The sequence below is a fragment of the Segatella salivae DSM 15606 genome, assembly GCF_000185845.1.
Classification (GTDB): Bacteria; Bacteroidota; Bacteroidia; order Bacteroidales; family Bacteroidaceae; genus Prevotella; species Prevotella salivae.
In genome coordinates, this window is sequence record NZ_GL629647.1 from 2620111 (window position 1) to 2637226 (window position 17116).

Consider the following 17116-nt stretch of genomic DNA (forward strand, 5'->3'; position numbering starts at 1 on the left):
ACTTCTTATCTTTTGCTACATTTTTGGTTCTTCCGGAATTTGGAGTGATAAATACATAAAATACGAAAAGAAACCGCTGCAAATATTGTATATTTGAATATGCACCAACAAATGTACAAATATGAAGAGCAGTTTCCTATATCATGCTTGGGGTCTTTATACCCACGAGTGCACTTGTGTAGAGTACAAAGGTAATAGAATTATCTTGCATGTGCAAGCAAAAGAACGAATAAGATGTTGCCCTTCTTGTGGTGCACGCTCTATTGTAAAGAATGGGTATCGTTTGCGAGATTTTGTTGGACTTCCCATAGGTGGCAAGCGAGTAACCATTCGCATGAAGGTGCAACGCTATAAATGTAAGGAATGTGACTTCGATCAGCAGGAGAAAATTCCTTTTGCCACTGGCAGTTGCAGCTATACTCACCGCTTCGCCAAGTATGTAGTAGATTTACTTCGTGGATGACGCTTCAGGACGTATCGAATCATTTGGGCGTATCATGGGATACTGTTAAGGAAATACACTCCTCTTACCTTAAGTGTCATTATAGCCCTCCATCTTTAGATGGTGTAGAGAATATTGGTATAGATGAGTTTGCTGTTAAAAAAGGACATGTCTATAAGACAATCGTCGTGGATTTGGACAGTGGTAGGATAATCTATGTTGGCGATGGCAAGGGTAGTGAAGCTCTGAAGAAATTCTGGCGGAAAGTCAAACGTAAGAATATAAAGATAAAACATGTAGCAACAGACCTATCTGCGGCTTTCATAGCCTCTGTTATGGAGAATTGTCCCAATGTAGTACATGTGTTTGACCATTTCCATGTAGTGAAGTTAATGAACGAGAAACTTGATGATATTAGACGTAAAATTTATAGTATGGAGAAAGATATAAATAAGCGTAAAGTACTCAAAGGGACAAGGTATCTACTACTCGGCAATGGTGCGGACATCTTTGATAAACAGCACAAGACAAGGCTTGAGAATGCCTTAGCTATGAATGAGCCATTGTCAAAAGCATACTATTTGAAGGAACAACTCCGTCAGATATGGTCGCAAACCACAAAAGCTATGGCAGAAAAAGTGCTTGATGACTGGGTAAGGCAGGCTGAACAAAGTAAGGTAACCCAACTACAGAAAATGGCTGTTACTGTGAAAACCTATAAGAAAGGAATCCTTGCCTGGTACGATTGCCACCTATCAACGGGAAAAGTTGAAGGTATTAATAACAAGATAAAGGTTATGAAACGAAATGCGTATGGATTTAGGGATGAGAAATACTTTACTCTACGACTTTATGCACTGCATGACTGTCGTATCACTCGAAATGTCGGATGAACCAAAAAAAATGCTTGAATCTGCTTGAGAGAAATGATTAATTCCTCTTTAGCACTTTATTCTTTGTTGACGAATGTGTGATTATGAAATTATAGATGCCTGATTGTCATTTAGTCTTCACGTGACGATTTTTCTTGGATAGTCAGATCAATCTCCTTATTTTCACTGCACAAAACCGCGTAAATACGCACATATGTAAAGTGATATAATAGACACGAAGAGTGAATTTGCAAAACTCATTACTACCAAGCACAATGGGTTGATTAAGACTGTAATAGGGATACTTATATTCCACTCCTATTACTCTTTTAGAGAATACTTTTTCTACAAATAAAACCCTATGTTCTTTTGGTTAGATTGGAGGAATGAGATACCTTTGTGGGGAGTAGTTAAGTGTTCTTTGAGTTGTAGCAAAACGTAGAGAGAAAATGCAGTTCGCACGATTCTAAATCGTTCCCCTTGGACTAATCGACAGCCAACTAGTAACTTGTAATCAATAGGCTAAGGCTCATAAACACACTTTTATGCAGAGATTTGCGATTTCAGAACAGCCAAGGACATCGGAATTGACAGACCGGAGAAGAATGAGATACTGCATAACATTCCGCCGACACCTGAACAAGAGGAATTTATCGGCAAGTTGATGGAATTTGCCAAGAAAGGGGATGCCACAATCTTAGGACGTGCACCTCTTAGCGAGAGCGAGGAAAAGGCAAAGATGCTTATTGCCACAGACTACGCCAGAAAAAGATTCAAGAATATCGTATCTTTCAGATAATCAATAAAATAAGAATGAATAAAGTGTAAATGGGTTACGAGATGGAAACGAGCGAGTTTCTTTCCCTTTCTTTATTCTGCATTACTTCAAAGAACACTTAATCCCATTGCAAAGTTAAGATAAAAACCGGATATTACAATATCCTCGGTATTATTTTACCACAGGAAGTGTTAAATCCGTGCATTTTCGAATTTGTTTTCTTTCTTTTTTGTATTTTTGCCTCATCTTAACAATATGTAACCACAGTGTATGAGTATGATGAAGACAGTCTTGAAAGCAGCAATATTTTCAGTATTATTCCTTTCTGGGGGAAACTTGTCAGCGCAGGTTTCACCTATCCGGTTAGGTGTCCGTTTAGGTGGTGGAATGTCTGTCAACACAGGAATGGATAAGCTCCTTGTTCCAGAAGACTATTATTCCAATTACAATTTCAAAGACAAGTGGCAAATTACTCCAACAGTTGGCGTGTTTGCTCAATATCATGTCGATGGTTCCATCATTGGTATTGAAGGCGGATTTAGCTATTGGCAGAAGGCATCACAGCTTGTCTATAATGATAATAAGGAGTTAAACTATAAGGTTACACCTCGTTATAATTACATTGGCGTATCTGCTCTGTTGAAGATTTATCCTTGGCGCAAAATATTTCAATTGGAGGACGCGCGGGAGCTAACCTTAATGGCAAGGGCATATCTTACGAGAGTAATCAAGAAGACAGTAAGTTTGCAAACTATCATTTTGCCACTGTCGCTGAGACGGAACGTCTGATGAAAGAGAAGCTGACAGGACAGCCAGACATTGCTGTTGGAGGTGGCTTCGGATATGAAATAGACCATCATTGGGCTGTGGACCTACGTTATTTTTATGGTTTAAACTCTACTATCAAGACAGAGCATAATGACTATAACTGGGCAGAACACTCAACCCATGGACAGAACATAGAGCTTAGTATCAGCTATCTTTTTAAACTTTAACCCTTATGAGTTTATCTATGAAGGACAAGAGCAACAGAAAAAAACGTTATATTCTGGCAGGAATCTTTCTTGGCATAGCTGCTCTTTTGGGTATAGAACGCTGTGTTAATGACGAGCCAGAGTCTGAGCAGCGTATAGAACAAAAGACAGCAGACAAGGCACCATCACAATCTACTACACCGCATGTCTCTTCTTCTTTAGACAAGACAAAAGTGCAGAAGGATTCGGGACGTTCAGATTGTGTATATAATAAGCTGGGGAATGTGTCCCGAAACGTTACAAGTATCAATACAAGGAGAATTAAAAAATCAAGCATGACAAGGAAAACCGCTAATGGCAAACATTTTTCGTCAGAGCAGCCAATCCTTTCTCCATCATTATCAACTGACGTTTCATCTTTAAACGATAAAACAGCCAGTATAAAACACGAGACGAAAGAACCAGGCAATGAATCTACTAATCAGAAAACAGGTGAACATGTTCTTGACAACTCTATGAATAGTCAGCCCTCCATCGTACAGGAGAATCCGAAAGGATCACTATCTTTGGTAACTTATTCTTTTCCTCACTATCACCTTTTTCGGATAGGACTCAGAGCTGGAGTTGGTTATTCCAGCATTTCAGGATTAAGCAGTATTATTGAGAACTATGATATACGCCCTACTTTCACAATGAATGAACGTGGTGGTGTAAATCCTCGTATTGGAATCTTTGGCACATGGCAATATCGTAGATTAGGTGCTGAGCTGGGCATTGATTACACCCGTATTCTCAGCAAGCTGACAGAGCATAAGATACCTGAAAATGTAACCGAGACTACACGATTTCATTATAATTTCATTACTCCACAAGTCCTGCTTCGTTTCTATGCTTTCCCAAAGTTCTATATGGGAGCAGGAATTAGTGCCGCTATTCCGTTTGGTAGCCGTAATATCGACTTCACCAATGACCGCATTGGAGAGGTATACCGACAGCAGGCTGAACGTACCCAGGATCATCTGAGAGAATCTGTCAAAGCACGAGTAGTATTCATTCCTACTATAAAAATTGGCTATGTTGATATAAAGAACGGTCTTGAGGCAGGACTGGAATACGGTTTCGGATTTAATGATATGCTCCGCACCAGTGCCAATGACTATGGCTATCAGGAGCGTATGAATAATCTTCAGACTGTCAGCCTTACCATTGGTTACAGTCTTCCTATTGGCAAAGCTAAATAAGCAGCATAACTACAATCATATTAAAACGGTCTTTAAATGAAACATAAATACCTCACAGCAGTTTTTTTCTTTCTATCCACTCTTTCTGCTACTGCTCAGACCCCTGGTGGTGTAGATAAGCCAATGGTATGGTCACACGATTCTACCTCTGTCCGTGTCTCTGCTGGTGCTGGACTTACCTATATAGGCGTAAGTAAGGTATATGGCGAAAAGGAGCAGGCAATATGGTCTCTTGGAAGTGGAAAAGCTATTACCCGTATACAGACAACTGAACGTGCTGCTAACCTTGGCGATGGTACATTCATGAATTATGCCAAGGACTCGTTGCCTGAAATGCGACTTTATAGCTATACGACCTCTTCCAATATGGGTAATGGTCAGACTTTGCATATCGGTCGGAATGGGAATGCTAAGTTGCCTGTAAAGAACCTTGATGGTAGAACTGTTGAGTATACTGTCTTCGATCGCCGCCTTTCTGATACAGAACGGTGCCGTGTGGAAAGCTATCTTGCTTTGAAATATGACGTTAGCCTTCGCAGCAGTTACCTTAATTCAAGAAGTGAGGTTATTTGGAATGGTTATACCAACAAAGCCTATAGTCACCGTATAGCTGGTCTTATCTCAGACAAGGCTTCTGCCTTACATAAGACAAGAGCCAAGAGCTGTGAGGAAGACGGTTTTCTTACAATCAGTATGAGCAAGCCTCTTGAAGATGGTGAGAGTATTCTTTGGGGTGACAACAATGGTAAACTTTCTTTCCGTCAGAGTAAGGCTTACGGCAAGTGGCTCGGTAGAAGATGGATGGATACAGCAACACGGATTGACAAGCCTAATGTTGATATTGTAGCTGATAGCAAGCAGCTACGCCAGATACAGCCTCTTGCAGAAGGTGAGAGCTACTATCTTGCCGTTGACCCTACAGGAACGGGTAGTTTTCCTGTCAAAACTCTAAGCTATCATAAGGCAAATACGACAGTTGGTGATAGTATTGTCTTTAAGAATATACCGTTAGGAAGGCGTGATGTCTTCACGCTACGAGCTGCCAAAGATATGTTTACAACAATAGAAGTAGTGCAGCCAACGGAGAAGAGCGGCAGCACAGGAACACTTTCTGTCAGAGTAACAGGTGGTATCGCCCCTTACAAGATGACCCTACAGAGAGAACACATGTCTGTTTTCAATCGTACCACAAGTGATAGCATACAGTCTGCTGACGGACTCATAGAAGGGAAATACCTCCTTACAACGACAGATCATGTGGGCAATAAGTCTGAGAATGAGTTTCAGATATCTAAGACGGGTATCACAGAAATTCCTTCCATGAATCCTTCCGATGGAAATAGTGACTTCTTTGCGAATGTAAGTGTAAGTCCTAATCCAACGGCGAATGGATATGTCGGTGTTCAGGTGGAACTGAGCGAAGCTGCTCCATTGGACATGGCACTCTATACGACGGGTGGAGCTCTTGTCAGTCGTCAGACGAATATGCCAGATACATATTTCTCCACTAAAGTCTATCTTCCACAGCCAGGTGTTTACCTATTGACACTGCAAAGTGGTAGCAAAGAAAGGACATTTAAGCTGGTGAGAAAGTAATTCTCTTTTTATCCTTTATAAAATTTTCCAACGCAAGTATATATACTGAGGACCTTTAGGCCTGAAACAAAATAGCAAGAATAATGAAGTATTCTACACATTCACTCCTCCTTCCGTTCCTGTTGCTAGCAGGAATCATACTAAACTCCTGTAATGGTGGAAGTAATCGTTCTGCTAAAGAAACTGTAACCAGTGATTCTCTATCCAGTGATACAGTCTCTTCTGTACAAAAAGATAGCACTTCTCGAAAGGCTACTTCCTTACGAACACAAGTCAAGAACAGTGTACAGAACTCTTCTGTGAAGAGATTTTCCAAAGAAGTTGTAAGAAATCAAAAGTTGAATTGTGTAGCTACTCACAAGGCGAACAGGAAATCTGTAAGACTTTTTGCAGACTTAGGCAAACGTACCGTCAGCAAGTTTTTTGCCAACTCCGACAGCGATACGCTCAATGTTGGACGAGCCCAGCTTGCCGTACCACGTGAGGCTATGGAAAAGGGTAAAGTTCTCAGTATTACTCCACTTAGAAAAGGTGAATTACCAACCTTGCCTACGGGTATGGTGAACGTTACAGGTGGCTGTGACACCTTAATGGCAAGAACCGATACGGTGTCAGGTTATCGTTTCTTACCTCATGGTAATCACTTTGTCCATCATCTGGCAAGTATCTCAGTACCTTACGACAGCATGTTGATACCGAAAGGCTATACTGTAGATGATATCCACACCTATTACTATGATGAACTGCACCAACGCTGGACAATGCTCCAGTCAAAAGGTATTGATACTAAACGTGAGGTGGCAATGGCAGAGACATCACACTTTACGGATGTCATCAACGGTATCATCAAGGTTCCAGAGATTCCCGAAACACAGAATTATGTCCCTACAGGTATCAGTGAGCTGAAGGCTGCTGACCCAGCAGCGGGTATTCAGCAGATTGAAGCCCCATCAGCTAATCAGAATGGTACGGCAACACTGTCCTATCCTTTCGAAGTTCCTGCAGGGCGTAATGATATTGGTGTAAGTGCCGGCTTACAGTACAGCAGTGAGGGCGGTAGTAGCTTTGTTGGCTATGGATGGAGTCTTCCTGTACAGAGCATTGACATAGAGACCCGATGGGGTGTACCACGTTTTGATGATAAGTCAGAGACTGAGAGCTATCTTCTCATGGGACAGCAGCTCAGTGACCGACTCTATCGTAGGACTGATTCTCTGGCAAGACAAGCTGACAAGCAGTTCTATCCAATGACTGAAGGTGGTTTCAGTAGGATTATTCGAAAGGGTAACAGCCCGAAGAACTATTACTGGGAAGTGACTGGTAAGGATGGTACAGTCTACAGTTATGGTGGTCATGGTGGTCATGTCAGTGATGCTACTTCTCTTACCGACACCAAAGGGAACCGTATCAAATGGGCACTTGACCGTGTTACCGATGTTCACGGAAACTTTGCCGCTTTCCATTACATGAAGTCTGGCAATAACCTTTATCCGGAACGTTATACATGGACAGGATTCGGGGAGACGGAAGGACTGTATAGCATAGAATTCGATATTGACTCTATAGCCACAGACCGAAAAGATGTAACGAGTAGCGGAAGGCTGGGCATAATGCAAAAGGACAAAGGGCTACTCCGTAAGGTCACTGTGAAGAATAATGGTCAGCAGCTCCGCAGTTATACCTTAAACTATGAAGAAGGGCCGTTCGGAAAAATACTGCTAAAGAGCATTGAACAGCACGATAGTAGGGATGGTAAGGTTGCTACACAATCATTTGACTATTACAATGACCTTAGAAATGGACTTTTCTCTTCTAAAGCAGAGGTATGGAAGGCCGAAGGAGAAGATTACGAGGCATTCCTCAGCCATTCGGTGCGTGGGTGTGATGACAATCTAAGTCTCCTTGGTGGTGGAGCTTCAAAAAGCCACACTACGGGTTATGGAACAATGGTAGGTATTGGCTTCGCTGCTGGAACAGTAAATATTGGTCCATCTATCTCTAATAGTAAGAGTTCAAATTCAGGTAAAATTGCTTTTGTAGATATTGATGGTGACGGGTTGCCAGATAAGCTCTTCAAACGAGGTGACAAACTTTACTATCGTAAGAACATGAGTGCAGATGGAAAGAATTTACTCTTCGGAAAAACAATATTGATATCAGGAGTAAACTCTTTCTCTGATGGTAATAGTACCAGTCGTTCTCTTAATGCTGATGCAGCTGTTGAAGTTGGTCTTATTGGTAAACTTAAAGCCTCTGTTGGAATTTCTTATACACATTCAAAAGATCAAGACAAGACAACCACCTATCTTTATGATTTCAACAGTGATGGTCTTACGGACATAGCTGTCAATGGTCAGGTATATTTTAATCATATTGTAGACGGGAAACCAGTATTTAGTCCAGCAAGTAGTGTAACTGCCAATCCTATTATTGGCGAAGGGGCTCCTATTGATAAACATTTTATCCCAGACTATAAGGTCATCCGTGATTCCTTGGAAAAGGAATATCCACTAAATGATGCTGTCCGTATGTGGTACGCACCCTTTAATGGTAGAGTTAATATACAAAGTACTATAAAGAAGCTTAGCAATCAAGGGGATGGTATCATTTACAGCATTCAACATGAGGGCAATGGTTTCATGGTTCGTGACTCTTTATTACAAGCTGGTAGCAAAACCAATAATCTTAACTGTGATGTAAAAGCAGGAGACAGAATCTTCTTCCGTCTTCAGTCCCGATATGATGGTGAGGATGATAAGGTCCTTTGGAATCCTATAATTACTTATATATCTTTGCCTGTTGGCAAGGATCGGTATCTGTCAGAAGACTTAAAAGCATATAATAGTAAGGCTGATTATATAGAGGGTGAAAACAATGTAGCAATCTTTAATCGTAGTGGTAAGGTTACGCTCCACGCCCCTTATAGGAAAGAAAAGACTACTGATGATGTTACACTTATCGTCACACGATTGGATCATCATGGTGAAACGATAGTAAAACGACTTAAACTTCCTGCTGACAGTATCGTCAATGGTTCCTATGACTATACCGGTAACATAGATGAGAAAGATTCTGTTTCATACTTCTTCGAAATTACGACTACATCCCCAGTTGATTGGACAAAGGTACAATGGACAGGTAACTATAATTATGAAGATGACCAAGAAAACGTACGTTTTGTAGCATCTCGTAGGATGTTCAACAAGCCTGTAAGTATAGCAGAGAGTAAAGTGTTGAAACAGGGTGTTACCGCATTGAATAGGAAATACCGTCCTAAACTTTTCATTGTTCCAGCACTTTCTGTTGTGCGCAAAGATAAAAAGAATGACACTGATACTGCCACAGTATACCTCACTTTACATGATCAAAACGGACTACCCGTATTGCATCATACCTGTCGTTTGAATACATCCAATACGCTCCAAGCAGATACTATCGTAGTTACAGACACAACACTTATTAAACGATTAAATACAGGTAAGGTAACTGCTACTTTTGCAATAAGTAATGAATTAGCTAAATCTACTTATGCTAAAGTTAGTTTCTTACGTGATAGCCTTTCTTACCAAAGTGCTACATCCACAGTTGTTACTGCTGAGCAGCGTGTTCTTGTGGATACGTTAGAGGCTTGTGTGTTCTCTGGGTATAATTCTGTTGATTATGGCAGGCTCTACCGAGGATGGGGACAATTTGCTTATAACGGCAATAAAGCTTATGCCTCCCAGCCAATAGAAGTATCAGCACTGACCATTGACAGGGATAAATATAAGGATATAGCTGAGCATTATAAATCCACGCACGATGGCAATCAACTTGCAAAGAGTCTTACTCCTGTCAATGAGCAGCGTTTCTTTGTGATGGGCTATGACACAAACAAGAGGATGTATATTGGTGGGTCTGAACATGTTTTTATCTCTTTAGATACAATTTGTAGCTCTCGTATCGGCGAGGATGCTATCATAATAGACAGTGTTCATTATGCTAAGAATGCAGGTGAATTGTCTGCCCCTGTGCTCATGAGTGAGTCAAAGAGTAATGGCTATGGTGTAAGCGGTGGAATCTCCTATGCAGGACTCAGTGGCAGCAAGAGTACACAGACTTCTTATAGCAAGGTAGCTCTAATGGATATCAATGGTAATGGTTACCCTGATTGGTTAGAGGAAGTGGATGGCAGTATTGTTACTCAATACACAAAAGCAACGGGTACACTTGGTGAAGATCGCATGAAATTAAATGTCAGTCGACCAAGATTCAAAGCAAGCTCTTCTACTGTCGGAGCAAATGGAAGTCTATCAAAACAGGCTTCGGCAAAGAACGCTTTAGCTATTAGTATCAACCCTAAACCACAAGACGATCAAACTCCAGGCGGTAGTGATACACATAATTCATCCAATGGTAATGCTATCTCCAGTGTGTCTGTGAGCGCTAGCGGAAACTTTACATCAGGAACGTCTCATACAGAGAGTGATTGGATAGATCTCAATGGTGACGGACTACCTGATATGCTCTTTGATGACAAGGTGAAGTTTGGTCTTGGATATAACTTTACAAATGAGGAGAGTAGTGGTGTAACTTCGTTGGAGTCTTCTGAAAATAGTACATGGGGTGCAGGACTTGGTACATCCATTGGGGTACTTGGTAATGCTGATATTTCTTTCGGTGTCAACGGAACAAAGACGACAACCAAATATAATGTATCTTTTATAGATGTTAATGGTGATGGCTTACCTGATAAGATAACTCGCAGTGGTGAAAAGTTCACTATAATGCTGAATACGGGTTCTGGTTTTATTCCTTATTCCGAAGAGCAACAAGGTCGTTTCAATGAGTCATTGGCAACGTCCGTTTCTCAATATGGTAATTTCTCAGTTTCCATTCCAATACACATTCTGTTTTTAAAACTAAGAATTACAGCTAAGGCTACTAAATCTTGGTCAAGTGGTGTTAGTTTCACAAGTGCAGCCTTGAGAGATATCGACGGTGACGGACGTCCCGATCTTATCATATCTGACGGGGCAAAGCAGCTTGTTGTTTATCGTAACCTTACGGGCAGAACGAACATGCTGCGCTCTGTGACGCTTCCTTTCGGTGGACATATCAATATCAACTATGAGCAGACAACTCCAAGTTACGACTTGCCGGGACGTCGCTGGGTGATGTCATCTGTTGAGACGACAGGTGGATACAAGGAGAACGGAGCGGTACGAAGCAGGAATACCTTTGAATATAGTGGTGGCTATCGTGACCGCCGTGAGCGTGACTTCTATGGTTTCAAGCAGGTACGTACTAATCAGATAGACACAGAGAATGGTGATAGACTCTATCGTTACTCCGTACAGGCCTATGGTAAGAACAGGGATTACTATGCGCATGGACTTGTTACGAGTGAGTATCTCTATACCGCTGATGGAAAGAAACTGCAGGGGTCTCTATATGACTACGACCTGAAGACACTCGCCGTTGGTCATAATACGGCTGACGCTGTTGTCTTCCCTGCCCTAAAGACGCTTGTTCAGAGTAACTTTGATGTAAATAGTGGAGACAGTCTGGCGGTTGCTGTCAATAATACTTACGATGACTATGGTAACCTACAGGGATATAAGGAGACGACAACGGGCTATAGCTTAGAGGCAAACATCAACTATCATAAGATTGCCGATAAGTATATCGTTGGTGTTCCAAGTCATATCACTGTCAGCAGTGGCGGTAAGACTTACCGTGAACGCTCAACGAAGGTGGACGGCAACGGTGAGATAACGGAGATTATACTCCATAACGGTGACAAGCCATCAGTCTATAACATGACTTACGATGGCTATGGTAACATCACACGCATGACGAAGCCGGAGAACTACAATCATCAGCGTATGTTCTATGCTTATACGTATGACGACCGCTATCATAGTCTTGTGACAAGTGTCAAGGATGCATATGGCTATAGCTCCAGCACGGCTTATGATGGTCTTTGGAATGCTCCGTCTGTAACGACCGACCTCAACGGGCAGAAGATGGAATACACCTACGATGCCTTAGGACGTCAGCAGACGATTCGTGCTCCGTATGAGATAGAAAGCGGTCAGCCGTTTACTATCCGTTTTGAGTACTTCCCTGCAGAGCGTAAGGCACATACCATCCATTACTCTAAGGAAGGAAACATTGATACCTATACCTTTGCCGACTCGCTGATGCGTGCCGTCCAGACGAAGCAGACGGGTGTGGTGTGGTCTGGTGGAAGCAATCAAAAGGTCTCTATTGTCAGTGGAAGGGCTGTCATCGATGCCTTCGGACGTAACATTACAGCTTATTACCCAATGACGGAGAGCTATGGTAACATCGGCACTTACAACCATGCTACGGGTGATCTGCAGGCAAAGACGGAGTATGATACACACGACCGTACCACGAGTGTGACGCTTGCTGATGGCAGTGTGACACGTACGGCTTACTCTATCGGCAGTCATGAGGGTGAACCGATGCTCCAGACAACTGTCACGGATGCACTGGGACGACATGCGGAGAGCTATACCGATGCCAAGGGACGCAACCGTGAGACGGTACAGCATGCCCGTAGTGAGGATATCACGGTGAAGTACAGCTATGACCCTGTCGGTCAGGTGATGATGGTTCAGCATCCTAACGGCAAGGAGACGAAATATGCCTACGACTTGCTTGGTCGGAAACTGATGGTGAATCATCCTGATGCAGGTGAGACGGATATGACTTACGATGCGGCAGGCAACCTCCTGACGAAACTCACGGCAGAACTTAGGAAGTCGATATCTGACAAGGGTTACATCTCTTACACCTACGACTTCGAACGACTCCATGAGGTGCTTTATCCTGAAAATCTCTTCAATCGTGTTACCTACACCTATGGTAAGGCTGGCGATAAGTATAACCGTGCCGGTCGTCTTGCCCTCGTGGAGGATGCTTCGGGTGGTGAAGCGTATTACTATGGCAAGCAGGGTGAGGTGACAAAGACCGTCCGTACGGTGATGGCGAGCGTGGCGGATATCCGGACTTATGTCTATGGTGCTACGTATGACAGCTGGAACCGTGTGCAGACGATGACTTATCCTGACGGTGAAGTGGTAACTTATCACTACAATGCTGCAGGACAGGTGGAGAGCATGACGAGCAATAAACAGGGACGTCAGAGCGTTATTGTTGATAGGATAGGTTACGACAAAGAGGGTCATACGGTCTATACGAAACTCGGTAACGGCACGGAGACTACCTATACCTACGACAAGCAGCGTGAACGTCTGCAGGTGATGAACCTTACAGCAGACGGTCAGACTGTGATGGAGAACAGGTACCAGTATGATGCTGTGGATAATATCCTCGGTATTACGAATGCTGCCAACCCAACGTCGCTGACGAAACTCAACAAGGCGAAGCTGGGAGGAAGGAGTTCGCATACGTATGAGTATGATGATCTGAACCGCCTTATTCATGCAAACGGTAAGGCAAAAAGTGCAAGTTACGATATGGTGATGTCGTTCGGACGGATGAGTGAGCCGCTGACGAAGGTACAAAAGGTGGACTCAACGACGACTGCTAAGTCTTATAACTTTGCTTATAAGTACGAGGACAGTAACCATCCGACGGCTCCAACGCAGATTGGTCACGATCATTACACGTATGATGCCAACGGTAATCCAACGCTGGTAACGAACGATTCGGCGAATACTACCCGTGAGATGTATTGGGATGAAGATAACCGCCTGATGGTCTTAAGCGATAACGGCAAGACGAGTCGTTATACTTACAACGCTGCTGGTGAACGTATTATGAAGAGTTATGGTACGATGGAAGGTGTGTATATCAATGGTGCACCACAGGGTATTACCTTCCACGAGACGGATAACTTCACGCTTTATCCTGCAAGTATCCTCTCTGTAAATAAGACTCGCTTTACAAAGCATTACTTCATTGGTGATAAACGAGTTGCTTCAAGAATAGGAACAGGTCTGTTCAATAATGTCTATGGGCGTAACGGCTCATATGTAACAGCTGGTCAGCAGGATTATGCTGAACGTATGAATCAGATACAGAAGCAGAAAGAGGCATACTACAAACAGCAGGGCATTGCACCTGGTGTACCTACAATGAAGGGTGCGTATGGTGATCCAGAGAACACGGGTGTTGGTTATAATGCCGTTCTCACAGAACTCGGTAACCATGATGTGCCACAGGGTTGGGTACAGACTCCGAAGCCGAACACCACACCGAATACCAACCCCGGTCCACCTGTAAGCTGGAACGACCCGAGCAATCCTGATGACCCGCAGGCTGGTTATGGCTATATTCCTAATGACACTACGAAAGAAGAAACCTTCTTCTATCACAGTGACCACCTCGGCAGCACATCTTACATCACAGATGATAAAGCCAACATCACCCAGTATGATGCTTACTTACCATATGGCGAGCTATTAGTTGATGAGCATAGCAGCAGCGAAGACCTACCGTACAAGTTCAATGGCAAACAGTTCGATGAGGAAACCGGCTTGTACTATTACGGTGCAAGGTACTTGAACCCTATGGCAAGTATTTGGTATGGAGTGGATCCGTTGGCGGAGAAGTATGTATCAACAGGGTGTTATGTATATTGTATAGATAACCCTATAAGACTAATAGACCCAGACGGGACTCATTGGGTTGAAGATAACAAAAAAAGGATTGTCTGGAGAGAAAGTATTAAAAATAAGCAACAAGCCGCTGTAGCAGGACTAATTTATAGAGGGAAATCGTATCAAAGATTCTTTGTAAATAATCAAACATATGCAGTAACACGAGAACAATATACTCCTGATCGTCGCCTCATTATTTCAAAAGCTCCAAAATATAGAATGGATTTTTCAGGAAAGGTTGTAACAGCCAAACAATTAACAGGTAGAAACTTGAATACTTCACGTAATGCACCATATGGAATCCAAGGGAAGGCCTATTTGAATGCTGTCTTTTCTGATGGCACAATACATACTGCAGCTACTTTCGAGTTTAATAGTGGTCCATACGCTAATGGACCTACACCTAACAACTCCTATGAAGCGCTTGGTGCTGTGCCAACAAATGAGTCTGGAATGTTAAACAACGGACGTACAGGATGGAAAGTTCTCTTACCGAATTATAATGGAAGATCGGGGCTTAGAGTGCATCCAGATACTAATTCACCTGGAACAAAGGGCTGCATTGGTATAGTCGGTTGTTACGAAGAATTAAAAAATCTTGGTAATTTCTTTAATAATTATATTGGTCCTAGTGGAAGACATAGGATGATTTTTAATTTTAACATAAAAGGTAACCCAAATTATGGCAATGAAGGTAGACATAATTCTCGTCTTGCTCAATAGCTTATTTAACATACAAGCTTGTACTGGACAAGGAAGAATAGAAAAGGGAAAAATAGATGTTGCAGAACATATAAAGAAGGAAGCTTCTGTACCGTTAGACACATCTATTAATGGCATAATACTAGACGATACCGTTTCTCTAAATAATATTTTAGGGAAAAGATTTCCCGTCACAGATTTTAGTAATTATGGAGAATGCACTGTGTGCAGTAATATTGATGGAACAGAATTTCTAATACTTTGCGTAAACTATGGAGGATATATAAACCAGTATGATAAATTCGTTGTCGTTCCTTCTCATTCTATAATTCAACCTAAAAGAATACGACAAACTTTATTAAAAAAATTCTGTTCTGGGCTAGGTGCATATATTGGCTGTGATATAAAAGAAATAGAAAAAAAAATGATGATGATGAATAAGGTTCAATATAAAACAGCTGAAGGTGTAGAGATTGTTTACAGCCAGTCTCTTCCCGATTGGCCATATCATTGCGAATACCATTTTATGAATAATCGTCTTATTCGATATGAATTTGATTATCGTGATCCATAAGATGTCCTCTGATACCCCAATCTCTTGGAATGATCCGAGCAACACGGACAACCCTCAGGCTGATTATAGTTATATTCCTAATGACACTACGAAGGAGGAAACCTTCTTCTATCACAGTGACCACCTCGGCTCAACGTCTTACATCACAGACGACCATACCAACATTACACAGTATGATGCCTACCTCCCGTATGGTGAACTACTTGTCGATGAGCATAGTAGTAGCGAGGACCTACCGTATAAGTTCAACGGCAAGGAGATGGATGAAGAAACTGGCTTGTACTATTACGGTGCAAGGTACTTGAATCCTATGGCAAGTATTTGGTATGGGGTGGATCCGTTGGCAGAGAAGTATAAATCTATAGGGGCTTATGTCTATTGTAGTGCTAATCCTATTAGATTGATTGATTCAGATGGGAAAAAGATTTTATTTGTAAATGGTTATTGGAATAGCTTTATAGGTGGGCTTATTGGTAGTAGCTCTGCTGGAGCAAATTATTGGGGAGACGGATTTACAGTAGCTGCTAAATCCTTTTTTAAAGATTATTCTCCTATTAATTCTACAAATTTTATTGATGGATCGTCCTTATGGGGAGGAGATATGAGTGGGAGTGATCGCTATGCTGCAGGATATAAATTTGCAAAAGATAATCTTAATAGACTTACTTCAGGAATGAAAAAAGGAGAGAGTTTTAAAATGGTAACTCATTCCGAAGGTTCCGCTTATGGTGCTGGTGTAGCTCAATATTTATTAGATGCAGGTTATAAAGTTACTACAATTTTACATCTTTCCTCGGACGAAGGTGATGAATTCTCTACACCTAAGACTCCTTACACTCTTCAATTATCTTATGAAGGTGATTGGGTGACAGGAAATAAAACTATAAAAAACGTAGATAAAGTTGGTGAGATAAAAAAAGGAAACTTATCTTGGGACACTGTGCATGGAACAACAAAAAATAAAAATATATTTAATGCTGCAAAAGATCTTAAAAAAGTGACACTACAGCTTAATATAGGAGAAATTGATGGAAAATTATCCTCATGGTATAATCAAGAAAACGCAAAGAAAACAAATTTCTATAGTGTAAATGGAATTATATTGAACAATCTAGATGGAACAAAAAAAAGATAAATGGAAGAATATAGTTTTGCTTTTAATAGAGTTACCCATTGTTTGCTTTTTAGCATTATTTACATTGGATGGCCATTCTAGTTTGCTAGCATATAAAGAGCATCCATGGTCAATTTTCATGCAGAGGTTAATATTTGCTTCTGCCCCCATATTAATTGTCGGAATT

General features: G+C 41.8%; 6 protein-coding genes and 4 pseudogenes. All 10 read left to right on the forward strand.

The annotated features are described in order from the left end of the window. Window positions 1–121: 121 nt before the first annotated feature. On the forward strand, window positions 122–463 hold the full coding sequence (locus tag HMPREF9420_RS14765) for a transposase family protein (RefSeq protein WP_007135621.1): 342 nt from the start codon (window positions 122–124) through the stop codon (window positions 461–463). After that, window positions 460–1335: an ISL3 family transposase gene (locus tag HMPREF9420_RS10360; protein WP_007135622.1), complete on the forward strand. Its 876-nt coding sequence runs from the start codon at window positions 460–462 to the stop codon at window positions 1333–1335. Before HMPREF9420_RS14765 ends, HMPREF9420_RS10360 begins: the two co-directional genes overlap by 4 nt. A gap of 520 nt (window positions 1336–1855) precedes the next feature. Further along, window positions 1856–2113: pseudogene (locus tag HMPREF9420_RS14965) on the forward strand (helicase); the annotation flags it as partial. 258 nt (window positions 2114–2371) lie between these two features. Continuing rightward, window positions 2372–3087 (forward strand): annotated as a pseudogene (locus HMPREF9420_RS10370) (porin family protein). 17 nt (window positions 3088–3104) lie between these two features. Then, window positions 3105–4307: an outer membrane beta-barrel protein gene (locus HMPREF9420_RS10375; RefSeq protein ID WP_007135626.1), complete on the forward strand. Its 1203-nt coding sequence runs from the start codon at window positions 3105–3107 to the stop codon at window positions 4305–4307. A 36-nt stretch (window positions 4308–4343) separates the two neighbouring features. Continuing rightward, entirely contained in the window at window positions 4344–5903 is a 1560-nt protein-coding gene (locus tag HMPREF9420_RS10380; RefSeq protein ID WP_007135627.1) for a T9SS type A sorting domain-containing protein, read from the forward strand. An 83-nt stretch (window positions 5904–5986) separates the two neighbouring features. Beyond that, on the forward strand, window positions 5987–15262 hold the full coding sequence (locus tag HMPREF9420_RS10385) for a SpvB/TcaC N-terminal domain-containing protein (protein WP_007135628.1): 9276 nt from the start codon (window positions 5987–5989) through the stop codon (window positions 15260–15262). Then, on the forward strand, window positions 15222–15815 hold the full coding sequence (locus HMPREF9420_RS10390; protein WP_007135629.1) for a hypothetical protein: 594 nt from the start codon (window positions 15222–15224) through the stop codon (window positions 15813–15815). Before HMPREF9420_RS10385 ends, HMPREF9420_RS10390 begins: the two co-directional genes overlap by 41 nt. Before the next feature lie 16 nt (window positions 15816–15831). Continuing rightward, window positions 15832–16236: pseudogene (locus tag HMPREF9420_RS10395) on the forward strand (RHS repeat domain-containing protein); the annotation flags it as partial. A 694-nt stretch (window positions 16237–16930) separates the two neighbouring features. Then, a pseudogene (locus tag HMPREF9420_RS14425) lies at window positions 16931–17116 on the forward strand (preprotein translocase subunit SecE); the annotation flags it as partial.